The organism is Facklamia sp. P12937, assembly GCF_050409505.1.
GTDB lineage: Bacteria > Bacillota > Bacilli > Lactobacillales > Aerococcaceae > Facklamia.
In genome coordinates this window covers 75,938-98,553 of record NZ_JBNUPI010000001.1, presented here as the reverse complement: position 1 = coordinate 98,553, position 22,616 = coordinate 75,938, and the positions used below count along the sequence as shown (strand labels likewise).

The 22,616-nt window shown below is 36.0% G+C and carries 23 protein-coding genes and 1 pseudogene; 16 read left to right on the top strand and 8 right to left on the bottom strand.

All coding sequences use genetic code 11. The annotated features are described in order from the left end of the window. Position 1: 1 nt before the first annotated feature. The 4 genes from ACQV2R_RS00485 to ACQV2R_RS00470 all read left to right on the top strand — a co-directional run bounded on the left by ACQV2R_RS00485 (position 2) and on the right by ACQV2R_RS00470 (position 4,426). Positions 2-703, top strand: coding sequence for a response regulator transcription factor (locus ACQV2R_RS00485; RefSeq protein ID WP_428872748.1), 702 nt, complete (start codon positions 2-4; stop codon positions 701-703). After that, complete coding sequence (locus tag ACQV2R_RS00480) at positions 687-1,583, top strand: sensor histidine kinase (RefSeq protein WP_428872749.1); 897 nt, start codon at positions 687-689, stop codon at positions 1,581-1,583. Before ACQV2R_RS00485 ends, ACQV2R_RS00480 begins: the two co-directional genes overlap by 17 nt. A gap of 105 nt (positions 1,584-1,688) precedes the next feature. Further along, entirely contained in the window at positions 1,689-2,447 is a 759-nt protein-coding gene (locus ACQV2R_RS00475) for an ABC transporter ATP-binding protein (RefSeq protein ID WP_428872750.1), read from the top strand. Continuing rightward, positions 2,441-4,426: an FtsX-like permease family protein gene (locus ACQV2R_RS00470; protein ID WP_428891661.1), complete on the top strand. Its 1,986-nt coding sequence runs from the start codon at positions 2,441-2,443 to the stop codon at positions 4,424-4,426. The genes ACQV2R_RS00475 and ACQV2R_RS00470 overlap by 7 nt, the downstream gene beginning before the upstream one ends. A gap of 52 nt (positions 4,427-4,478) precedes the next feature. Here ACQV2R_RS00470 and ACQV2R_RS00465 read toward each other — a convergent pair whose 3' ends face one another. Continuing rightward, complete coding sequence (locus ACQV2R_RS00465) at positions 4,479-5,945, bottom strand: NCS2 family permease (protein ID WP_428872752.1); 1,467 nt, start codon at positions 5,943-5,945, stop codon at positions 4,479-4,481. Positions 5,946-6,136: 191 nt separating this feature from the next. Between ACQV2R_RS00465 and ACQV2R_RS00460 the strand changes: the two genes are divergently transcribed. The 8 genes from ACQV2R_RS00460 to ACQV2R_RS00425 all read left to right on the top strand — a co-directional run bounded on the left by ACQV2R_RS00460 (position 6,137) and on the right by ACQV2R_RS00425 (position 11,524). After that, complete coding sequence (locus ACQV2R_RS00460; RefSeq protein WP_428872753.1) at positions 6,137-6,466, top strand: hypothetical protein; 330 nt, start codon at positions 6,137-6,139, stop codon at positions 6,464-6,466. Positions 6,467-6,531: 65 nt separating this feature from the next. Next, positions 6,532-7,359: an exodeoxyribonuclease III gene (locus ACQV2R_RS00455; protein ID WP_428872754.1), complete on the top strand. Its 828-nt coding sequence runs from the start codon at positions 6,532-6,534 to the stop codon at positions 7,357-7,359. 21 nt (positions 7,360-7,380) lie between these two features. Beyond that, positions 7,381-8,112 (top strand): YebC/PmpR family DNA-binding transcriptional regulator, encoded by a 732-nt coding sequence (locus ACQV2R_RS00450; RefSeq protein WP_428891660.1) that lies wholly within the window; start codon positions 7,381-7,383, stop codon positions 8,110-8,112. A gap of 106 nt (positions 8,113-8,218) precedes the next feature. Beyond that, entirely contained in the window at positions 8,219-8,752 is a 534-nt protein-coding gene (locus ACQV2R_RS00445; protein WP_428872756.1) for a DUF1836 domain-containing protein, read from the top strand. Continuing rightward, positions 8,745-9,596, top strand: coding sequence for a DegV family protein (locus tag ACQV2R_RS00440; protein WP_428872757.1), 852 nt, complete (start codon positions 8,745-8,747; stop codon positions 9,594-9,596). The genes ACQV2R_RS00445 and ACQV2R_RS00440 overlap by 8 nt, the downstream gene beginning before the upstream one ends. A 125-nt stretch (positions 9,597-9,721) precedes the next feature. Further along, positions 9,722-10,567, top strand: a complete 846-nt coding sequence (locus ACQV2R_RS00435) for an NAD(P)H-hydrate dehydratase (protein ID WP_428891659.1) — start codon at positions 9,722-9,724, stop codon at positions 10,565-10,567. Next, the gene (locus ACQV2R_RS00430; RefSeq protein ID WP_428891658.1) at positions 10,551-11,072 is read left to right on the top strand and encodes a hypothetical protein; all 522 of its coding nucleotides are present in this window, start codon (positions 10,551-10,553) and stop codon (positions 11,070-11,072) included. Before ACQV2R_RS00435 ends, ACQV2R_RS00430 begins: the two co-directional genes overlap by 17 nt. A 35-nt stretch (positions 11,073-11,107) precedes the next feature. Continuing rightward, positions 11,108-11,524 carry a hypothetical protein gene (locus tag ACQV2R_RS00425; protein WP_428872761.1) on the top strand — a complete coding sequence of 139 codons (417 nt, stop codon included), beginning with the start codon at positions 11,108-11,110 and terminating at the stop codon, positions 11,522-11,524. Positions 11,525-11,572: 48 nt separating this feature from the next. Here the strand turns inward: ACQV2R_RS00425 and sdaAB are convergent, their stop codons facing one another. The 5 genes and pseudogenes from sdaAB to ACQV2R_RS00400 all read right to left on the bottom strand — a co-directional run bounded on the left by sdaAB (position 11,573) and on the right by ACQV2R_RS00400 (position 15,580). After that, positions 11,573-12,262 (bottom strand): L-serine ammonia-lyase, iron-sulfur-dependent subunit beta, encoded by a 690-nt coding sequence (gene sdaAB / locus ACQV2R_RS00420; protein WP_428874941.1) that lies wholly within the window; start codon positions 12,260-12,262, stop codon positions 11,573-11,575. A gap of 57 nt (positions 12,263-12,319) precedes the next feature. Next, positions 12,320-13,189: pseudogene (gene sdaAA / locus ACQV2R_RS00415) on the bottom strand (L-serine ammonia-lyase, iron-sulfur-dependent, subunit alpha); the annotation flags it as partial. A 113-nt stretch (positions 13,190-13,302) separates the two neighbouring features. After that, complete coding sequence (locus ACQV2R_RS00410) at positions 13,303-14,067, bottom strand: DUF697 domain-containing protein (RefSeq protein ID WP_428891657.1); 765 nt, start codon at positions 14,065-14,067, stop codon at positions 13,303-13,305. Between the two features lie 275 nt (positions 14,068-14,342). Continuing rightward, positions 14,343-14,798 (bottom strand): threonine/serine exporter family protein, encoded by a 456-nt coding sequence (locus ACQV2R_RS00405; RefSeq protein ID WP_428872763.1) that lies wholly within the window; start codon positions 14,796-14,798, stop codon positions 14,343-14,345. Continuing rightward, positions 14,789-15,580 carry a threonine/serine ThrE exporter family protein gene (locus ACQV2R_RS00400; protein WP_428891656.1) on the bottom strand — a complete coding sequence of 264 codons (792 nt, stop codon included), beginning with the start codon at positions 15,578-15,580 and terminating at the stop codon, positions 14,789-14,791. Before ACQV2R_RS00400 ends, ACQV2R_RS00405 begins: the two co-directional genes overlap by 10 nt. Positions 15,581-15,693: 113 nt before the next feature. Here ACQV2R_RS00400 and ACQV2R_RS00395 point away from each other — a divergent pair, with 113 nt between their 5' ends. Both ACQV2R_RS00395 and mutY read left to right on the top strand, forming a co-directional pair. Further along, positions 15,694-16,644, top strand: coding sequence for a RecX family transcriptional regulator (locus ACQV2R_RS00395; protein WP_428874895.1), 951 nt, complete (start codon positions 15,694-15,696; stop codon positions 16,642-16,644). A gap of 4 nt (positions 16,645-16,648) precedes the next feature. Continuing rightward, positions 16,649-17,848, top strand: coding sequence for an A/G-specific adenine glycosylase (gene mutY / locus ACQV2R_RS00390; protein WP_428872766.1), 1,200 nt, complete (start codon positions 16,649-16,651; stop codon positions 17,846-17,848). Positions 17,849-17,939: 91 nt separating this feature from the next. Here the strand turns inward: mutY and ACQV2R_RS00385 are convergent, their stop codons facing one another. Together ACQV2R_RS00385 and ACQV2R_RS00380 are read right to left on the bottom strand one after the other, a co-directional pair. After that, a complete protein-coding gene (locus ACQV2R_RS00385; RefSeq protein WP_428872767.1) occupies positions 17,940-18,506 on the bottom strand; it encodes an NADPH-dependent FMN reductase in 567 nt (188 codons plus the stop codon). After that, on the bottom strand, positions 18,506-19,645 hold the full coding sequence (locus tag ACQV2R_RS00380) for an LLM class flavin-dependent oxidoreductase (protein ID WP_428874894.1): 1,140 nt from the start codon (positions 19,643-19,645) through the stop codon (positions 18,506-18,508). The genes ACQV2R_RS00385 and ACQV2R_RS00380 overlap by 1 nt, the downstream gene beginning before the upstream one ends. A 204-nt stretch (positions 19,646-19,849) precedes the next feature. Here ACQV2R_RS00380 and ntdP point away from each other — a divergent pair, with 204 nt between their 5' ends. Together ntdP and pulA are read left to right on the top strand one after the other, a co-directional pair. Beyond that, positions 19,850-20,395 carry a nucleoside tri-diphosphate phosphatase gene (gene ntdP, locus ACQV2R_RS00375; RefSeq protein ID WP_428891655.1) on the top strand — a complete coding sequence of 182 codons (546 nt, stop codon included), beginning with the start codon at positions 19,850-19,852 and terminating at the stop codon, positions 20,393-20,395. Positions 20,396-20,503: 108 nt separating this feature from the next. Next, positions 20,504-22,390, top strand: a complete 1,887-nt coding sequence (pulA, locus tag ACQV2R_RS00370) for a type I pullulanase (protein WP_428872769.1) — start codon at positions 20,504-20,506, stop codon at positions 22,388-22,390. The last annotated feature ends 226 nt before the right edge of the window (positions 22,391-22,616 follow it).

Below are 22,616 nucleotides of genomic sequence, written 5' to 3'. Positions count from 1 at the left end.
TATGCGAGTATTTATCGTTGAAGATGACCCGATTATTGCTGAGGGTTTAGCGAATACACTAATTAAGCATCGGTTTGAAGTTAGAAAGTGTCTAGACTTTGAAAATGTTGTCGAAGAATGCCTCTCTTGGCAAGCCCATCTGGTCCTCTTAGATATTAATTTACCTTATCAAAATGGCTATTATTGGTGTAGTCAGTTGCGGGCTCAATCACAAATTCCAATTATTTTTATTTCTTCTTTATCTGAAAGTATGGACCAGCTAGTAGCCTTACAGATGGGGGGAGATGATTATCTAGTCAAGCCAATTGATCGTCAGCTGACTGTTGCAAAAATCCAGGCTCTTTTAAGAAGAAGTTATAACTATCAACCAGATAACAGTCTTAATCTTAGTTTTGATGGGATGACTTTAAATACACAAGCTTTAAGCCTTGGATACCAAGAAGAAATTATTGACTTAACCGCCACTGAATACCAAATATTAGCAGTCTTATTTAAGAAAAAGGGGAATTATGCAAGAAGGGATGAAATACTTGATGCCTGCTGGCAAGAAAACCAATTTATTGATGATAATACATTAGCGGTCAATATTTCACGCTTAAGAAAAAAATTGATAGCATTTAATCGTGGGCCGGTAATTGGTACTAAAAAAGGAGTCGGTTATTGTCTTTTAAAGAAAGAGGCAAAAAATGAAAGCTTTCATTAATGAATATCGCGGTCTGATATTATTTGTTCTCTTTATCTTAGCTCTTTTTGCTCTTGTTTTTTACTTATTTCATCTAAACTGGATGCATTACCTCATCCCTTCTTTACTGATTGTGCTTATTTTAGTCTTATATTTAGGGAGGCAATGGTTTTATTTTCAAATGGAAGTAAGTTACCAAGTAAAATTTCAAACTTTATTGGAGAGTTCACTTGTTGAGAAGAATATTCAATTAAATAGGGAGAAAGATTTGGAAGACTATTTCTTATTATGGGTCCATCAAATTAAAACACCGATTGCGGCAAGTAAAATGCTCTTAGAAGAAAGCGATGATCCGTCGAAAGGGCTACTTAATCAAGAGTTAGTCAAAATTGAATCTTATTCTAATTTAGCTTTAAATTATCTTAAAGTAACTAACCCTAAAAGAGACATGGTCTTTAGCCGGGTTCAATTGAATGAGATTATCCAACCGCTCTTAAAACGTTACCGCCATCAGTTCATCAATCAGGAGATTACTTTACACTATCAACCGATCGATCAAGCAATTTTAACGGAGGCTAATCTGTGTCAGATTATGATCGAACAAATCTTATCCAATGCTTTAAAATACAGCCCCAAAGGGAATATATGGATTAAATGGAGACAAGCTAGTTATGACTTGGTCATTGAAGATGATGGAAGAGGTATTCATTCTCAAGACTTACCTAAGATTTTTGATAAGGGTTATTCGGGCCATAATGGTTTACTGAACGAGCAATCTTCTGGTATTGGTTTATACATGGTGCAGTTAATTAGTAAGCGTCTCAACCAAGCCGTAAGTGTTCAGTCAAAAAAGGGTGAAGGAAGCCGTTTTATCATACAATTTAATCAAGAGATGAGTTAACCTTACAAAAATGTAAGGTTCTTTTACAATTTGTAAGTTTTGATAAAGGCTGATAATTAAATATTCCTATAGACTTGATTTAAGAAATAGAGGGGGGACTAGTTTATGTTATTAAGTGTAGAACATGTTGAAAAAATATACAGTGGGAGAGGCAATAAGACTATCGCCTTAAGAGATGTTAATTTTGCTATTAATGAAGGAGAATATGTAGCTATTATGGGAGAGTCAGGGTCGGGGAAATCAACTTTACTGAATATTTTAGCGACTTTTGATCAACCGACTGCCGGTCGTGTCTTGATAAATGATTTTGATTTGTCGGGGCTTAAAGAAGAGCAAATTGCCAGTTTTCGCCGTGAGAAGCTAGGGTTTGTTTTTCAAGATTTTAATTTATTAGATGGATTTACCAACCGGGACAATATCCTCTTACCAATGGTTTTATCACAGAAATCAGTGGTTGAAATGGAAGAACAACTTAAAAGGGTAGCTAGTTTGGTGGGGGTAGAGGCACTATTAGATAAATATCCCTATGAAATATCAGGAGGCCAAGCGCAACGGATTGCAATTTCTCGTGCTCTAATCAATCAACCGGATATTATTCTAGCTGATGAACCCACTGGGGCCTTAGATTCAAAGACTTCTGAACAGATTATGCAAATTTTTGTAAAATTAAATCAAGCAAGTAATACGATTTTGATGGTCACTCACTCGATAAAGGCAGCGTCTTCTGCTAACCGAGTTTTGTTTATCAAAGATGGCGTCATTTATCATGAAATATATCGAGGCCAACAATCATCACTTGATTTTCAAGATGCGATTGCTGACGCCTTAGCGATGTTGAATGGACGGAGGGAAGCAAAATGCTAAGTATGTCGACTGTTATCCGTAAGTCAGCTATAAAATCAATGAAGTCGAACAAAGAACTTTTTTTACCTTTCAGTCTTGCTTCCATTATTCTGTTTGCTTTAGAATATATTATTTTATCGCTCACTGGCAATCAATATATTATCGAACGGTCAGCCAGTTTAAATTCTATATTGATGATTGGTGTTTTCTTTGCGACTCTTTTGAATATTATTATTGTTTTGTACGCTTCTAGCTTTATACGAAAAAAGTTAACGCAAGAATTTGGTCTCTATTCCATTCTAGGATTAGCCAAAAAGCATGTAGGTCGTATTTCGTTCATTCAATTTACGATTGTCCTCTTAGTTAATGCTTTATTTAGTGTTTTAATAGGTTATTTAAGTGGTAATTTTTTGTTTGTCCTATTTAATCGTTTAATGAAGGATACCGGAGCCGGATTTATGGATTATCCTTTTGATCCTAAAGCGGCCCTAGAAACCTTAGTATTGATGGTGGGAACTTACGCTATTATCTATCTCTTATCCATCTTAAAAATTCATCGTTTACAGTCGCTGGATTTGATGAAGGATAGCCGTAAGGGACAAGGGCGAGTTAAGAACCGCTGGATTATTTTGGCGATATGTTTAATCACCTTAGCGGCTGGCTATTATATTGCTCTTACTACTCAAGGTGTTTTAGATTCACTGTCTATGATTTTTATCGCTATTTTCTTAGTGATGATCGGAACATATTCTTTTTTCATGGCTTTTATGGTGTTTGTGTTGAAATTGATGCAAAAAAATAAGCGCTATTATTATCAACCCACTCATTTCTTAAGTACTTCAGGCATGTTGCAGAGAATAAGTAAAAATGCCACATCATTAGCCTCGATAACCATTTTAGCCACTGGTATTATGATGGTCTTGGCAATGACCTTAACCACCTATCGCAATATGGAAGCAGCTGCTGAAGGTTCCATGCCAAGAGAGTATGAAATAACTTTTGCTCCTTCTCAAGCTTATGAAAAAACAACAGAGGAACAATTAGAATTGTTACGAAATTTTCAAGCAGAACTTCAATCAACTGATTTGATTTCGAACAATTTAATTGAGACAAATGCGATGGAGGCTATCTTGATTAAAGAAGATCATATTTATCCTTTGTTAGAGCCTGGTCAAAAGCAAAAAGTGGAAGAAGGAGAGCATAGCTTTGTTATTCTCGGGTTAAAGGCAGATTATCTAGCTAGATATCCCGATGAATCTGTTCCAGAAGATCAGTGGGTTCTTGCTTCTAATTTAAAGGATGTATCACATTGGGAAAAAATTTATTGGAAAGATGGATTAGAACGCGCGGTCTATATTGGTAAAGGTGAAATTATTCCTTATACCATTGGTGTTGATGCACTGTATTTTGGTGTCAATTCTTTAGCAGAGTTACAAGCGATGCAAAGGTATTTATTAGATAAGTCCGATATAGAATTATCCACTGTAAGCTCTTTATATTTTGATTTGAAAGAGCCTCAGTTTGAAAAAACAGTTCAAAAATTGGTTGATGAGCAAGGCTTTTTCATGGAGAGTAAGGCCTATAAAAAGGAGTTGCTCTATCAGCTTAATGGTGGCTTATTATTTATCGGTCTTATCGTTTCAAGTGTACTGATAATAGGAATGATCTTGATGCTTTACTTCAAGCAAATATCAGAAGGTTATGCAGATAAAAAGAATTATCAAATTATGAAACAAGTGGGCTTACCTTTACAATTAATTAAGAAAACCATCCGCTCTCAAGTACTTTGGTTTTTCTTCTTACCTTTAATCATTGCAGTTGTTCATAATCTGTTTGCGAGTCAAATTATATTCAAACTGTTAGGTTTATTAGGTGTTAATAATTTTAATGATTATTTGTTTAGCTTCAGTATGGTCCTATCGGGATTTATTCTATTCTATCTGATTTTCTACCATCTAACTTCTCGGTCATACTACCGCATTATCAATCAAGAAGATTAAATAAAAACACCTGCTTTTTTTAAAAAGAAAGCAGGTGTTTTAAGTATTATTCTTAAATAATAGCTAGCACGATGAAGTTGATGATAAAGAGAACAATCGATACCCAAATAATTGGATGAACTTCTTTAGTTTGTCCTTTAGCTGTTTTAATGATTCCATAGAGAATGAATCCTGCTGCAATTCCGTTGGAAATGGAGTAGGTTAAACCCATAAAAACAGATGCGAAGAATGCCGGCACAGCATCTTCAAAATTCGACCAGTCAATATCGGATAGAGAGCTAACCATCAAAATCCCGACAATAATCAAGGCTGGTGCTGTTGCTTGTGCAGGAATTAAAGAGATGATTGGCGATAAGAAAGCAGAAAGAACAAAGCAAAGCGCTGTTACCACTGAAGTAAAGCCTGTACGACCTCCAGCTCCAATCCCAGCAGATGACTCGACAAAGGTTGTAGTATTGGAAGTACCTAGAATTGCTCCAAAAATTGTCCCTACTGAGTCGCCGAACAAGGCTTTATCCATCTTAGAAGTGAATCCTGAACCGGATTCTAAAGCTAATTGATCGGCTTTTGAAAAGATACCTGAGCGTAAACCAGTACCAATAAAGGTACCAATTGTATCAAAAACATCAGAAAGTGAAAAAGCAAAGATTGTCATTAAAACAATTGGTAAGCGAGTAAGATCGCCAAATAGAGAAGGGATTCCTGCACTGGTGAAAATTACGCCAAAAATTTGCCCAAGGTCAGCAAAAGCAGAAGAGAGAGAATTATCGGCGAATGAAACTTGTCCTAAGTCAACCACATTGGTTAGGAAAGCTAATACAGTTGTAACAGCGATACCAATTAAAATGGCTCCTTTAGACTTTCTCATCATTAGGATAATGGTGACAATTATACCAACAACTGCAATTAAGGCACCTGGTTGGGTGAAATTAACCAATTCTGGGACAATACCACCATCAGTTACAACGCTGAATACTCCACCAGAGATTGTTTCCGCCATAGGATCTCCATTATTGACAGAGATAATATTCCCGGCACCTGAGGTGAATTGTAAAAGACCAGCATTTTTTAAACCGATATAGCCGATGAAAATACCGATACCAGCAGAAATAGCATGTTGTAAAAATGCAGGAATTGAAACGATTAATAATTTACGAATTTTAGTGATAGTGATTAAAACGTTCAAGATTCCACAAATGAATACCATGGATAGTGCCTCTTGCCAAGTGAATCCTAAGGCAAAAACAACCGTATAGGTAAAGAATGCATTTAATCCCATCCCGGGAGCTAAGGCGTAAGGAACATTAGCAAATATTCCAATGAATAAAGTTGAAATAGCAGCAGCAAAAATAGTAGCTAGAAATACTCCTTGTGCCGGCATACCTGCTTGTGACAAAATGGCTGGATTGACGAACATGATATAAGACATAGCAAGAAAGGTAGTGATTCCTGCTTGTATCTCTGTTCCTAGGTCCGTATTGTTCTCAGAAAACTTAAAATAATTGCGAATGGCTTCCATTGAATTCCTCCTCAAATTGATGAAATGATTGTAACAAAGATAGTTGTCTTTCGGAAGAGCATAAAAATATATAATCTTTTGTTAAATTTAAATGTTCGGCTTTTTTTACTAAAGAATGTGTTTTCATTTCATTGAAGCAATCTTTAGTTTTTCCTATACTGAGTAGGTATTTAAACTTAGGAGGTAGGCCATTGAATGATATGACAACCGGATCCTCCATTAAAAAGATTATTCGTTTTTCGATTCCTTTAATAATGGGGAATTTATTCCAATTATTTTACAATATGGTAGACACTTTTATAGTGGGGCGAAGTATTGGTTTAAATGCTTTAGCAGGAGTTGGATTAGCTGGTATTGCGGAATTAGTCATGAGGGTTATTGCCGCTTTTGTATTAACTCCTATGATTGGATTTTCTGGAACGGTCTTATCTAATCCGATGGCTTGGTTAGGTTCATTAATTATTTTAATACTAGCATTCTATCGTAAACACTATGAGTTGAAACAGTTGAGAGATTTATAGACCATTCGAGAAGCAAGGCTAAATATGATAAAATAAAGAGGCTAATATTTAAAAAGGAGAATGAAATGAAAATTATATCTTGGAATATTGATTCACTAAACGCTGCATTGACCAGTGATTCTAATCGAGCCATCCTGTCTCGAGAAGTTTTGATTAAACTCAACGCTTTGCAAGCAGATGTAATAGCTATTCAAGAGACTAAGTTATCTGCTAAGGGACCAACCAAAAAACATAAAAAGGTTATAGAGGAACTATTCCCTAATTATCAAATAGCTTGGCGTTCTTCTCAAGAACCAGCTCGTAAGGGATATGCTGGAACGATGTTTATGTATAAGAAAGACTTGAAAGCTGAAGTTTCTTATCCAGAAATTTCTTGTCCTCATCCAATGGATTATGAAGGTAGAATAATGACATTGGAATTTGCTGATTTTTACCTTACTAATGTATATACTCCAAATGCTGGAAGCGAGTTAAAGAGACTAGAGGATCGTCAGATTTGGGATGAAAAGTATGCTGATTATTTAGTATGTTTAGACCAAGTAAAGCCTGTGATTGCGACAGGTGATTTTAATGTAGCTCATAAAGAAATTGACTTGGCTCATCCAGACAGAAATCACTTTTCTGCAGGCTTTACAGATGAAGAGCGTCAAGGATTTACTAATCTTTTAAACAAAGGTTTCACGGATACTTTTCGTCATTTACATGGTCCAGTAGAAGGCGTTTATACTTGGTGGGCCCAAAGGGTTCGAACAAGTAAACAGAATAATTCAGGCTGGAGAATTGATTATTTCTTAGTGAGTGATCGAATCGCTGATAAAGTTCAAAGATCTGAAATGATCGATTCAGGCGAGCGTCAAGATCATACCCCCATCTTATTAGAAATAGATTTATAAAAGTGAAAGGAGTCGATAACATTGGCAGGACATTCTAAGTGGAATAATATAAAAAATCGTAAGGGTGCCCAGGATGCTAAAAGAGGGAAACTCTTCCAAAAATTATCACGGGAAATTTATATGGCAGCTAAACAGAGCGGAGGGGATCCGGACACTAATCCCGCTTTGCGTTTAGCTATGGACAAGGCTAAAGCCAATAATATGCCAAATGATAATGTCGATCGAGCCATTAAAAAGGCGACGACCTCCTCTGAAGGAGAGAATTATGATGAAGTGATATATGAGGGCTTTGGCCCTCAAGGGGTAGCTATTTTGACCGAAGCATTGACTGATAATCGTAACCGAACTATGACCAATGTCAGGATTGCTTATAATAAAAATGGTGGTAATATTGGAGAATCCGGAACGGTTAATTACCTGTTTGATCGCAAAGGCTATATTGTTTTAGAAAGAGAAAAGAACAATCTAGATGAAGATGAAATGTTGATGCTTGTTCTAGAAGTGGGCGGCGAAGACTTAGAAAGTTCTGAAGAAGTTTTTGAGATTTATACGGATCCCAGTGAATTAGCCAAGGTAAGAGATAAATTGTTGCAAGAAGGGCTAGTGATTTATACAGCTGAATTAACCTTAATACCCAAAACTTTTGTCAATCTATCAAAAAAAGATTATGAGGTACTGACAACCATTGTTGATGCTCTAGAAGATGATGAAGATGTGTCTGAAGTGTTTCATAATGGTCAACTTGATGAATAAAAAACTCGAGATATTTTCTCGAGTTTTTTTAATGTGTTTTTTTGCTTGACAGAATGTATTTAGATGGTAACATATAGTGGTGATAACTAGATAAAAGGGGTGCTAAGTGACGATAAAAATTGAGAAGATATTAGCTTTCCATTGTCCTTCATGGGATGAATTACCTAAACAGTCCATGTTCAACCAAGAAGTGGTTGAATATATTCAAGATTGTTTGGGCCCAATCATGAATGACGAAGTAGCAATGACTTCCACGATGATTCAAAATTATTCTAAATGGGGTGTCATCCCTAAAATCAAGGGTAGGAAGTATGGACGTCAACAGATAGCCTTTCTTTTAATTATTGCTATCTATAAACGTATTTTGCCTATTGAAACCGTTCGAAGGGGCATTGAACTCCAAACGAAGAGGGTAACGATCGAAGAAGGGTTTGATTTGTTTTCAGAGTCAATTAACAATGCTGTTCAACGTGTTTTTAAAACGGTAGGTCAAAATCGTCCCTTTGTTGTTGAAGGAATTGAAATAAGTAAAAAAACCGAAGGTATTAATGCAGTATCACATGCATTTGCTACTAAATTACTAGCCGAATTGATTATTGAATCAGGTGGTTATGACCAGATAGGAGATTATAATGAATAAATTAGCTATTATTGCAGATACTTCACAAGACTTAAAGGCAGATCTTGCTGAACATTACGGTATTGAAATCATTCACTATATGTTGCAAATGGGAGATAAACACTATCGTGACTTGATTGATATTGATTCTAGGGAATTCTACGAACAGATGCAACATCATGACGTCTTATCGACTGGTATTCCGCCTATCCAAGAAATTATAGATCTTTTGGATCGTTTAGTAGAGAAGGGTTATACTCAAGCAGTAGTAATTACAGCATCTTTAAAATTAACCGGTATGCGTCAATTATATGAAGTAGTTAAAGAACAGTATAAAAACTTAGAAATCTTCATTTATGAATCCAATTATATTGCTTCAATCACTGGTTTACTTTCAATCTATGCTGCTGAACTCAGAGAAGATGGTAAGTCAGCTGAGGAAATTTTAGCTGAATTAGAAAGAGTGGAAAATAAAGCTGGTATTTACGCTCTGTTTAGAACGTTGAAATATGTTATTAAGGGTGGGAGGTTTAATAAGTATGCTGGTATGATTGGTACTTTCTTTAATATTAATCCATTATTAACTATTCATAACGGTGAAATTGAAATCATTAATAAGGCAAGAGGGAAGAAAAGATCTTATGCAACCCTTTTAGCAGCAGCTAAAGAAAAATTGCAAGGAGCTAAACGCTACAAAATCGCTCTTTTTGCCGGCAATAATAACGAAGAAATCTCTCAATTACAAAAAGATTTGGCTGAAGAAATTGCTAATGCTGAAACATCCATTGTGACTGAATTAACTCCCGTTTTAGGAGTACATGCCGGACCTCAGTCAGTAGGTATTTCAATTCTTGTTATTGATTAAAAAAATAAAAAATGATGAGAAATTCCTAGCCTCATCGTTTTTACTTTGTAAGCGTATTATTTTGACTTGCTTGTTATTAGATTTCAGCTTAATATAATACTATATTCAAGGAAATGAGGAAAACGATGATTGAATTAAGCTTGACTAAAATAAGATCACTTATAGATCCTCGTCCATCTGATAGTTACAAAGGGAACTACGGACATAGTTTGATTATAGCAGGTAATGAACAGATGGCGGGGGCTGCAATATTAGCTGCTAGCGCCTGTGTTCATGTTGGTTCGGGCTTAACGAGTTTGCTAACTGCAAAGACTAATATAAATGTTTGTCATTTGCATACTCCAGAGATGATGGTTGGGAATTGGGCAGATCAAAATTTGAGGAAACAGTGGATTTCTAAAGCAAATCACGTGTTAATTGGCCCGGGCCTTGGTAGGAGTCAAGAAAGTATTGAGATATTAAGTGAAACGCTATCAAGTATCCAACCTAATCAAGTGTTAATTCTTGATGGAGATGCCATTAGCCTGTGGGCGAAAGAAGGTCCATTTTCTTGTAAAGGCCAATTAATCTTTACCCCTCACTTGGGTGAATGGCTAAAAATGCAAGAAGCGAACAATATCAATGATCCTCAGGAATTTTCAGATTCATATCAAGCTATCCTCGTATTAAAATCGCATCAAACTGAGATTTATCAGCCTTCCGGCTTATCTTATAGCAATATCCCGGGCAATGCAGGCATGGCAATAGGGGGAATGGGCGATACCTTAGCTGGTATGATATCTGGATTGATGGGACAGTCTTCATCCCCTTTGGGTGCTGTATTGATAGCTGCTTATATGCACACAGCGATTGCTAATCAAATTAATCAAAAAGAATTTATTGTGTTACCATCCAGATTAATAAAGCAAATTCCTGAATTTATGAAAGATTTATTTGAATTGAAAGGTAATCGATTTGAACGAAGAATTTAAAGCCCAAAAACTAACTTTAAGCCCAAATAGTGATGAAAAAATGTGGATAGCTGAGATTGTGGGAGAAGATCCAGTCTATCGACTGAAAAGAGTATTTCTTCCTGAGTTTGAAAAGGGAACGTATCATTTATACGATGGTATTTATCAAATTCATGGAATCTATCCTGGAATCAGTCCTTTTAGTAAAGAATATTGTATCGTCAAGCACGGACATATGCAAAGAAAAATTCCACTCGAGACAATTTATCAACTCCTACCTCAAATAGAATCACAAGAGAGTAGACGGAAAAAACGGCTCAAGCATCAAATTATTGAGAAGTTAAACGTAATAGGGAAAAAGTTGGAACATGAATTAGTCTGGCGAGACATTGATTATCAGAAGGATCAATTAGATAGTTTAGAGAACTCTCAACAATTAACTTTAACTTTAGGACAGTTAATTAAACAAGAAGAGAAGATTGTCGATTCATATAAAAAAGCAATTGAACGTGGTATTGATGGCTAAGCGTTCAGATTAAAGATTATATAGGGAGCGAAAAAATGAAATTTAATATTGATAGATTAAAACAGACTCTCGAAGAATATTCTCGTTTACTTGAAATGGTAATAGTTATAGCTATTACTTTAAGTGTCGCTGTAGGAATGATTGACTTATTTAAATACGGTTATTTAGTTTTACAAGCAGATGTTATAGAAACCTATTCTGTTTTTCAAAATTTTTTAGGTTATGCTTTGTTGCTTTTAGTGGGAATTGAGTTAATTTTTATGTTGCTTTTTCACTCTCCTAAAGCAGTTTTAGAACTGATCTTATTTGTAATTGCTAGAAAAATGCTGATTTATGCGCAAACAATGGAAGATTTGGTATTAGGATCCATAGCTATCTTTATTGTCTTTGCTACTGTTCACTTTTTGGTCAAGAACGAAGATGGCCATTTATTACGAAATGACGAGGAGTAAAAATACTATGAGAAAAGCCTATCCCCATGACTGGGAATAGGTTTTAATTTATTTTACATAGATAGCCTTTAAATCATCAATAAAGCTAAAGCGAAGAAGAAGCTCATCTGTATCTTCTTGGTTAAGCTCTTGGTCCATTTCAAAGATAGTAATAGCGGGGCCATTAATTTTAGCTCTTTGGTGTGTCATGTATGAGATGTTTATATCATGATCTTGTAGGAAGGTTGAAAGGCGACCGATTGTTCCAATTTTATCTTTATGACGGATAATTAAAGTAGGGCGTTCGCCAGAAAAGCGAACATCATATTCATCATATTTGTTGATTTCGATTTTTCCACCACCTACTGATGAGCCAATGATGGTGACGTGGTTATTTGGACCGAAGATATGAATACGAGCAGTATTAGGGTGATAGTTTCCTAGATTACGCTCGAGGAAATTAATCTTTAATCCACGTTCTTCAGCAATATCACGTATATCAGCTATTTCTGAATCACGAGTCGTATAGCCTAAAACGCCGGCTATTAATGCTAGGTCAGTGCCATGACCTTGATAAGTTTTAGCAAAAGAATCCATTAGGGTGAATACGACTTCCTCAGGTTCTTCTCCTAGAAGTTGACGAGCAACATTACCGAGGCGAACGGCACCGGCAGTATGAGAAGATGAAGGACCGACCATTACTGGACCAATAATTTCGAAACCAGATTGGTAAGACGCGCTAACTCCATCCTCTAAAATCTTTTCACCTGTTCCAGATAACTCAACCTCAACATCAGCTACTAATTCATCTGAATTACCAAAGACCTGTTCTTTGATACGACGGGCAGTAGGAGTGCCCGCTACACCACCAATGCCTGTTTCTCTTAATGATTCAGGGAGTTCATTACCAATAGCATCCATAGCGTCAATAACTTCATCCGAAGGAATAATGGATACCACATCAGCTAATGCCATATCAGCAGCAGCCATTGCAGTCAGTGCATGAAGTCCATTCCGAATGATACAAGGGATTTCTACTAAACCTGCAACAGGATCGCAAACAAGTCCGAGTGAGTTTTTAAGTGCTAATCCCACTGCATTACCAACTTGCTCAGGTGTTCCACCTTTCAATTCAACTAGGGCCCCAGCTGCCATAGAAGTGGCAGAACCCACTTCGGCTTGGCAACCTCCTTGGGCGCCGGAAATAGAAGCACGGTTAGCAATAACTAAGCCTAAAGCAGAAGCGGTAAACATCGCACGGACTAATTGTTCCTTTTCAAAATTTCCAGTATCAAGCATATGAACTAAACAAGCAGGTAAAATACCGGCAGAACCTGCCGTAGGGGTCGCAACAATTCTTCCCATTGAAGCATTCACTTCATTGACTGCCATCGCATTTGCGACAACTCTTAATGTGAAGGAATCGATTAAAGAGTCATCCTTTTGGGTATATTCAAAGACACGATGACCATCTCCACCAGTCACACCTGTATGACTCATAACAGACTCCAAAGTACCTTTTCTTACTGAATTGACCATGACATCAAACTGTTCTTCCATAGCAACTAACATTTCTTCCTCAGTAATTCCTCGTAATTCCATTTCATTTTGAATCATTACTTGAGAAATGGTTAGTTTTCTTTCATTAGCTTCATCAATTAAACCTTTTAAACTTGTAAATGACATAAAATCAACCCCAATCCAGATACTTATTTTTACTTAGTGCATTATAGCACAGCCTTACTTGTAATTTAACCTTTTTCAGAAAAATATGCTAGCGTAAATCGCTAGCATTGTTATTATATCTTTGTAAACGGATTCCATTTCTTACTATTTTCGATACCTGTTTTTTTAACAGATTTAACGATGGTTTGGATAACTTTTAAACTGCCATCTTTAATAATTTGACCGAGCAATTTAGTGCTTTCAATGGTTGCAGACCGTTTGATAACTTGATTATCAGCATCTTTCAAGCTGCCCAAATAATCCATAGTAACAATTCCCACTCTTAAGGTTAGTAGGGCATTAATGGATCCTTCTAAAATAGAGTTGGCTATTAAATTAGTAATCGAAACAGAGCCTGGAATCATGGATAATAGACTGCCTCCAAGGATGGAAGAGATGAAAGGTTCCATTTGAGCTTCAATAAGATCTAAGTCTTCAATCCCTCTAGCCATTAAAATTGTGGTTGCAACATTAGTGTATATGGAAAGAACTTTTCCGAAACTCGGACGCGTATCATACACTTTGATCAAATGCCAAACCATTTTCATTAAAACAACTAGAACTGTAAGGGCATCTAAGGAACCATTTTGTGAGATAGCAGTTGTTAAGAAAACCATTTGAGCTTGTTTTTTGATTTCAATTAAGCCATGTTCTCTTAAAGAATGATGGGCCAAGTGAATTTGTTCTTCTGCGGATAAGTTTTCGTGAGCAAGCCAATCGTAATTCAGCTCTTTTAAAGTAGGGTTCTTAATTAGTTTGACTAAACTATCTTTTACATACTGATCGTATTCTTCTGGACCTGCTCCATCTGCTAAATCTATTTCTTTAGGCAACTTCATTAGTTCTCTCACAGTTAGGAATGTAAAATAAATTAACATAACAGCTAGAATAAAAATGACTGTGAGTGCTAAGAGAGGATGGATATAAGCTAAATTACGGTATAATTGCATAAATTGATTGAAAATAAAAATAATGGTTATAATTAAAAAAGTTGAGGCTACTACTTTCAGCCATTGGCGCTAATTATTCAAAAAATCACCCCTCGATTTTATAAGTTTAACATTTTAAATAGAAAGATTACTCCGACCATAGACTGACCGATTGAGCATAAAATTTAATCGGCTTGTGACCTTTTATTAAGGTGATATTTATAAGTATCCATAGCTGAATCCACGACAAAGACCGCTAAACCAATGGCAAGAGCAGTCACCAAGGCTTGATAAAAGGACTGACTAGCTGCAATCAAATTGTTTTGCATAAAGTATTCTGCAGTCTCGTAAATGGCAATTCCCGGTACATAAAGAAAGAAAGCAGGAATGTAAAAAACATTAACGACGGTTTTAAACTTACGTGACATCCACTGGCCCATAATACTTACAATAAGACTACCAATAAAAGTAGCGATAAAGGTATTGGTGTGACTTAGAACAAATAAATAAACAGCATATGAAATGATTCCCGGTATACCTGACCAATAAATGAATTTACGTGGAGCATTGACATTGATAGCTGCTGCTACAGTTGCTAGATAACTAGCAACGAGTCTTAATATTAAATGATTTAATTCCATAAGTTAATCACTCCATATGAGATAGCTAAGCCAATTCCGACACCCAAAGCAAGGCTCAATCCTTCCTTAAAAGCATCTATTAAACGAGTTATACCAGTAGAGTAATCCCCGTGAAGCAAATCACGGATTCCATTGGTAAAAGCCGTTCCGGGATAAAGTGGCATTAAAGTGGCACCAATAACAATATTTAGGTTAAAGCGGGTGGTTACATACCAATGGATAATGGGTAAAACAAAGGCTAGTGAACTTGTCATTAAGACATTGACAGCAAAACGGTTGAGACCAAAGTTATCTTCTGATAGTTTAAAAAATAGAATCATGATGGTTGGAATTAGAGCAATCACCAAATCGCCTAAACCACCTTCTAATAAGATAACATAGGACATGATCAAAAGAATTGTCCAAACAAATTGGTTATGGGTGGTATATTCCTGGTATTGAATGCTGTTTAGTTTCAAATAGGCTTCTTGTGGACTAATACTTTTGTCTAATAATTGACCAATGATTTCATTGACTTGATGGATGATGCGCATGTGATTTTTGCGGTTTTTCACCCTTACAATAATTGTGCTTCCCACCGGGCTTTCTTCTTTAAACTGACTATTTTGTAAAGCTAAAAATAGGCCAGAAGCAGATGAAAAGACAGCGGGTTGGTCAAAGTTACTTAATGAGAGAATTTGGTTAACTGTTCGCTCAACTCGATAACCTTCAGCTTCTGATTGAATCAAGAGGGTCCCAGCAAGAGTGGCTAGTTGAAGAATTGACTGTTCTCTTTTATCCATGAGCAAGCCCCTTTAGTTTTTTGTCTATTATAGCATATTCTCGATAACAGAATAGAAGTCTGAATCAGAGAAGTTGGATAAATCGTGTTACAATAATAAATAGAGGTGATGATTTGAAAATATCAAAAATTCAGGTTCAAAAAAAGAATAAGCAACGCTATTCTATTTTTATAGATAATCAGTTTGCTTTTGGAATCGATGAGGCAATTTTAATTAAGTTTGCTATCAGAAAAGGTTTAGCAGTCGATCAAGAGTTAATTAGAAAAATTTTAGAAGCTGAATTTCATTATCGTTTTTATCAAAAAACGCTAAACTATCTGTCTTATGGTTTGAAATCTGAACAAGAAGTACGTGATTATCTTGATAAAATGATAAAAGAGTCACAAAGTGAGAAGATGGAAGAAAGGCAGGATTTTTCTAAGGAAATGGAATCTAGTAACTGCAAAACGCCACTAGCTAATCCCAGTAAACAACAAAGGAATGTTGACTATGCATCTTTTGACATTTCAGAAAGTTTGATTGATCAAATTATTGACAAACTAAAAGAACAAAACTTAATTAATGATCTTATTTATGGCCAAGCCTATGTACGCACTCAAGCCAATATCAACCGTAAAGGGCCAAGAAACATTTCTTATGAGCTGAAAATGAAAGGTTTAAATGATCTATTAATTGAAGAAGCTTTAATGGAGTATCCAGAAAATTTGCAACGAGAAAACTTAAAAATGTTAGCGGATAAGTTTATTAAAAGTAAAAAACGATTGTCTTTAGCCATGCAAAAAACAAAGTTATACCAACACCTTAACCAAAAGGGCTATGATCGAACAATCATTCAAACCTTTCTAGATAATTATAAAATGGAAGTCGATCCTGAACTTCAGGAGGATCTGCTGGATAAAGAGGGGCAAAAAATTTTTCGCAAAAGATCCAAAAAACATGAAGGCTACGAACTTAAGCAGCGTCTAATTGTCGACTTGCGCCAAAAGGGATTTGAATATCAAGACATTCAAAATTGGCTAGAGGATAATGAAAGTGTGATGAATATGAAAGGGGAGAATGAGTAGTTAAATGAGTAAATTTATAAGTAGTTATCTTGATTGGTCTCCTCAAAAAATTCAGAAGTTTCGCAAAACAGTATTAACTTGGTACGATGAAGAAGGGCGAGACTTACCATGGCGCCACAGCAAAGATCCCTATCAAATTTGGGTCAGTGAGATTATGCTGCAACAAACGCAAGTGAATACGGTTATCCCTTACTATGAGCGTTTTATAGACGAGTTACCAACTATTCAAGCTTTAGCTCAAAGTTCTGAAGAACAACTGCATCAGCTATGGCAAGGCTTAGGCTATTATTCAAGGGTAAGAAATATGCAATTTGCTGCTAAACAAATTATGAATGATTATGATGGCATCATGCCAAAAACCATGAAGGAGCTATTAAGTTTAAAAGGTATTGGACCTTATACAGCAGCAGCTATCGGCTCGATTGCCTTTGGTTTAGTTGAGCCTGCCATTGATGGCAATTTAATGCGTATTATCGCTCGCTTATTTGAAGTAGAGGAAGATATTGGTCAAGCAAAAAACCGTAAAGTTTTTAAAGCCATATTAGACCCTCTGATTGACCCCAAACGACCGGGTGACTTTAATCAAGCTTTGATGGATATTGGAGCTACCGTTATGACACCAAGCAATTACCGGCCTGAAAACCATATCTTAGAAGAATTTGATCAATCTTATCAAAATGGAACGAGTCATCTTTATCCAGTTAAACATAAGAAGACTAAGCAGATAAGACAAGAATGGCTTGCTTATAAAATTATAAATAAAGAAGGGAAAGTTTTAATGCGTCAGCATCAAACCGGAGAATTATTGTTCGGCTTATGGCACTATCCTTTAGTAGAAGTCGATTTGCTAGCTTTAAAAGATGCAAATGAAGTTAAAGAGGCATTCTTTTATACTTATCTCAAGCCAGATGAAATGGTAATGGAATCTGTTGTAGAAGAAATTCAGCAATACTTTAAAGTCAAGATAGAAAAGCTTACTCCAGCAATAAAACATGTTTTTAGCCATCGAATTTGGCAAGTTGGCATTTTAGCGGTCAATTTTGAAAGTAGTGGACAGCAATTACTTGATCAGCTTCATCTAAATGATAGTAGCTTTCGGTGGGTAGCAGAGAGTGATATAAGTCAATTGGCCTTGTCCTCACTGCAGATAAAATTATTAGATAGTAATAAAGCATCTTCTAATGATGACTTACGACTTTTTTAAATGATGCATCAAACAAATAAGTTTTAAAAAATTTAGACCCCTAGCAAAAAGAGCTAGAGGTCTTTTGATTACAAACGATATATTTTAATTATTAAAAGTCATAGGCTTCTTCTTCTTTTTGGCGTTTTAATTCCATAGCTTGGCTAAATAATAAAGTATCTTTAATTAAACCATCTAAACGGTAATGGATGTTTTGATTAATTATTTCACCTTGATGATAGTCAGCTTCTTCAATAAAGACATAAGAAGGAATAACCATAGCTTTCATATATGAAAGTATAGGCTTCAATTGATATTCGGCAATTAAGTAGTGTTTAGGACTACCTGCTGTAATCACCATTCCAACTGTCTTGTCTCTTAAAGCATTTTGTGGTAAAAGATCGAAAATATTTTTAAGTGTGGCTGGGATGGAGGCTTGGAAGATTGGACTACCAATTATGATAGCATCAGCTTCCATGATTGCTTTTGTAACATAAGCACTATCGCCAGTAAGTTCAACATAGTGATGACCATCCGCGAATTCAATATCTTTTTCAGCTAGATCAATCAACTCCACATCAAAGTCTGAATAGTTTGTTTGAATAATCTCTTTAGTGAGGTTCATAGCAATGCGAGTTTTACTACCCATCTTCGAACCAGAAAGTAAAATTAATCTCATTATTCCACTTCCTTTTCCTTGGTCAATTCTTGGACCGTCTCTCTAAATTTAGCGTGATCGGTTGGCTCAGCTTGATCGGCAGCTTTTTGACCAGTATAGCGGCGAACAGCGGGTAAAACTTTAGCCTCTAAAAGTTCTAAGTTCTTCATTAGATGTTCGAAAGGAATTCCACCAAAATCAATTTGAGCCACATAACGGCTGATACCGAAAGTTTCATATTGATAGAGAATTTTCTCAACGATTTCTTGCGGACTTCCAACGTTAAGAATATCATTAAGGTTTTCTGATTGGGCAAAAGCTCGCTTAGGAAATTCTTGACCATTTGAGAAGGTAAAGCCTTTAGAAATGAAAGTATAGGCTTCTTGTCTGGCTTTTTGTGAAGTTTCAGCTACGTATAGCATTCCAGCAGTTGCCACAGGGAAATCTTGGCTTTGATAGCCACTTTCTTCTAAGGCTTCCCGATAAGACTGAATATTAGCTAAATGAATATCGACTGGTCCAGTTAAATGTGCTAAGAAGATAGGGGCTCCTTGACGTCCGGCTTGAATAGCAGATGTGCGATGGCCACCAACTGCGCGCCAAATTGTCAGTTTACGATTTTGATAAGGTCGAGGTAGAATGGAAGCATTCTTCAAAGGTGCTCTAAATTCTCCCTCCCAATTTATAATTAAATCTTCATTAATCTGACGTAAAAGTTCAAATTTTTCTTCGAATAAGGCTTCATAATCGCGCATATTATAGCCTAATAAATCAAAAAGACCTACACGTGAAGCGCGTCCTGCAATGATCTCCATTCTTCCTTTTGAAATAAGATCCAGGGTAGCAAAATCTTCAAAGATGCGAACGGGATCTGAAGTTGAAACGATGGTTGCAGCAGAAGAAAGTTTAATTTTAGAAGTTGCTTGAGCAATAGCTGCTAAGATAACTGTATGCGCTTGGCTAGTAAAATAAGGTTGGTGACTTTCACCGACACTAAAAAGATCTAAGCCAGCCGCTTCTGCTTCAATACCATAACGAATAATTTCATTGACTCTTTGTTCTTGTGAAATACGGTCGCCAGTAATTGGATGAGGTACATGATCACCTAAAGTATATATACCAATTTCTAGTGGTTTTTTGGGGGAAGTGCTTGAATTCATAATAAGCTTCCTTTCTTTTTTTTATTGAACAAATTATAGCATAAATCTCGAATTTTAGGAAATAATTTATTTTAAGGAGAGAATAAGCTTTCTCTTATAAAATGAAATTTGCTCCCATAAAGACAAGCGAGTATGATATAATATTCAAGGAAAAGTTGATAGCCGAATGGCTAATTATTTACACAATAGAAAGTAGGTTCAGTGATGAAGCAGCCCAGAGAAGGTGAATTCATTACTGTTAAAAGTTATAAACACGATGGTTCTTTGCATCGAACATGGCGCGATACGATGGTTTTAAAGACCAGTGAGCAGTCTATTATTGGGTGCAATGATCATACTTTAGTGATCGAATCAGATGGTCGTCGATGGGTGACACGAGAAGCTGCAATTGTATATTACCATCAACATTTTTGGTTTAATATTGTAGCGATGATTCGTAAAAGAGGTGTCACTTATTATTGTAATCTTGCCTCTCCATATGTTATGGACAAGGAAGCGTTAAAATATATTGATTATGATCTTGATATAAAAGTGTTTCCAGATGGTGAGAAGCGATTGTTGGATTTAGATGAGTATGAAGTACATAGTCGACGTTATAATTATCCAGTCGAAATTGATCGCATTTTGAAATATAACATTCAAGAGCTGGTCCGTTGGATTGAGGAAAAAAAAGGTCCTTTTAATCCGGCCTTTATCGATATTTGGTATGAACGTTATTGTCAATTGTCACATCGCAAACGTTATAAATAGTTAATAGTAGAATTCACTGAGAGAGATTTTGTGTAAAACGCAATAGAAGCGATAGTAAATCGTTATTCTATTGCTTTTTTTTAAAATAAAGGATGAGAGAGTGAAGGTATGTATACAAAAGAGAGGATTAAAGAATTAGATCAAATGGCATATTTAGGTGCATTAGGAGCTATCTATTCACCTGATAAAACAGTATTTAAAGTATGGGCACCAACTGCTCGCTCCATCCAATTAATTGTTTTTGAAGGTTATTATGGTCAAGTTAAAGATGAACACCTCATGGTTAAGCAAGGCCCTGTATTCCAAATAGAATTAGCAGGGGACCATCATCAAACAACCTACCGCTTTCGTATTGATTTCAAAGACGGGAGCCAAAAGGAAACAATCGATCCATACGCTCGAGCATGTACAGTTAATGGTAGGAGATCAGTCGTAGTTGATTTGAAAAAAACCAATCCAGCAGGCTGGTCGAAAAGGATGCCGTCTTTTCCTCGAGACGAAGCTATGGTTATTTATGAAGTGAATGTACGCGACTTAACGATTCAAGGCGAATCTGGCATTACTGATAGAGGAAAGTATCTAGGATTGACTCAAACCGACACACGAAATCCTGAAGGGGATTCCACAGGGTTAGACTATCTAAGTGAGTTGGGAGTGACCCATTTAGAATTTTTACCTCTTTTCGATTTTGACTCTATCGATGAAACCTTTGAGCAACCAAATGAATATAATTGGGGTTACGATCCTTATAACTACAATATTCCAGAAGGCTCTTATGCAACAGATCCTTATGATCCTATTGTTAGAATTAAAGAATTAAAACAAATGATTCATGCTATTCATCAAAAAGGGATGCGTGTCATTATGGATGTTGTTTATAATCATGTCTACCAAGTTGAAAACCATCCTCTCCACTTAACAGTCCCGCACTATTATTTTCGCTATGACCAATCTGGACAGTTAACTAATGGCAGTGGCGTGGGAAATGATACAGCATCTGAACGTGTGATGATGCAAAAGTTCATCGTAGACTCTGTTCAATACTGGGCAAGTGAATTTCATATCGATGGATTTCGCTTTGATTTAATGGGTTTGCATGATATTGAGAGTTTAAAAGCTGTTCGAGAAGCTCTTGATGCAATTGACCCTAGTATAATTATTTTAGGTGAGGGTTGGGATATGGCTAGTCCCATTCCACCAGATCAAAAAGCTAATTTAAATAATGCTTATAAAATGCCTAGAATAGCTCAATTTAATGATGGGATCCGAGAGGCTATAAAAGGGAATGATTTTAATCCTGAGGCAAGGGGGTTTATTAATGGTGCTTGGTACATGGAAGAACCACTAGTTAATAATTTTCTAGCTCGCTATGATTCTGAAAAATTTAATAATCCCATGCAAGTGATTCAATATTGTGAAGCACACGATAATTATACACTCTATGATCGGTTAATGATGGCTGACCCTTATCATCTACCGGAAATTATTATAAAAAAACAGCAATTAGGATTGGCTTTAGTCTTGCTAGCCCAAGGGATTCCCTTTATTCATGCTGGTCAAGAATTTTTAAGAAGCAAGCAAGGAGTCAGAGATTCTTATAACCGACCAGATGCTATTAATCAAATCGATTGGTCTCTAATGACTCAACATTGTAAAACGGTGGAATTCGTAAAGGGTTTAATTCAATTAAGAAAAGAAGAGCCTCTTCTACGCCAAACTAGCTATGAGAGCTTACGTTGTTCGACAGAAGTAATTCAAGCTTCAGACCAAATCATGGCGGTTCGTTATGCCGGTAAAAGCTATGATCTCTTGTTAATGTTTAATGGTGGTGAAGAATATGCGCACTTTAATGTTCCTTTAGGCAATTATACGATGTTAGTTTACGATGATGTTGTTGATCTTGAAGAAAATGAATATCTTAATCAAATTAAATCGATTAATTTGCTTCCATATTCAACGACGGTTATTAAACGTTTAAAAAAGAGAACAAAATAAATATAATTCAAAAGAGCGTGAAGATTCCTTTTAATCCTTACGCTTTTTTGTGTGAAGTTTTTGACATTTAGTCGTGCTTAGTGTAAGTTTAATAGGCTTTCAGAAAATATAAAAGGAGACTAAAATTGGATAGCGCCAGACCTATTGAAATAGGTGACGAGGATGAGTTTATCGAATTTTCGGCGGATGACTCAAGGCTGTGCAGTCTTTAAGAATAGTTAAAACA